The sequence below is a fragment of the Arthrobacter sp. 05L421 genome (assembly GCF_056397785.1).
In genome coordinates this window covers 1-404 of the sequence record NZ_JBFTOC010000077.1, presented here as the reverse complement: position 1 = coordinate 404, position 404 = coordinate 1, and the positions used below count along the sequence as shown (strand labels likewise).

1 pseudogene is annotated in these 404 nt (G+C 62.9%); it reads right to left on the bottom strand.

The window, feature by feature from the left end:
- Positions 1 to 118 precede the first annotated feature (118 nt).
- Positions 119 to 404, bottom strand: a pseudogene (locus AC1DKQ_RS22485) (ParB/RepB/Spo0J family partition protein); the annotation flags it as partial.

Genomic DNA, 404 nt, shown 5'->3' with positions numbered 1-404 from the left:
GGGCAGCAGGCCTGCCGCGTTTTGCCGGACCGCGCCAATGCCGGGTAATCCGATCTGACCTTCGAACAGCTTCAGCCGCATTTCGTCCACGATGACCACCTCTCCGGAAAGCCTGGGTTCAGTCTCCCCGAAGTTCAGTCAACAGGACGCTTTCCATCTCGCGGTTATTGGCGATCAGGGTCTTCCGCTCGGCTTTCTGTTCCTCGGTCATCGGGCCTTTCTGGGCATGTGTGCCGCCGTCGTAGCGTTCGTACTTCGGGGTGAAGCCCAGGTCCTTCCAGCCGGTGATGACGGGGTTGGCTTTGTGCTGGCCCCGGTAGTCGGTGCTGATCAGGTAGGCGTTGGCGTCCTCGTCGGTGGCCGGTTCCCCGTCGGCCCGCTTCGCGGCCGAGACGTACAGGTTC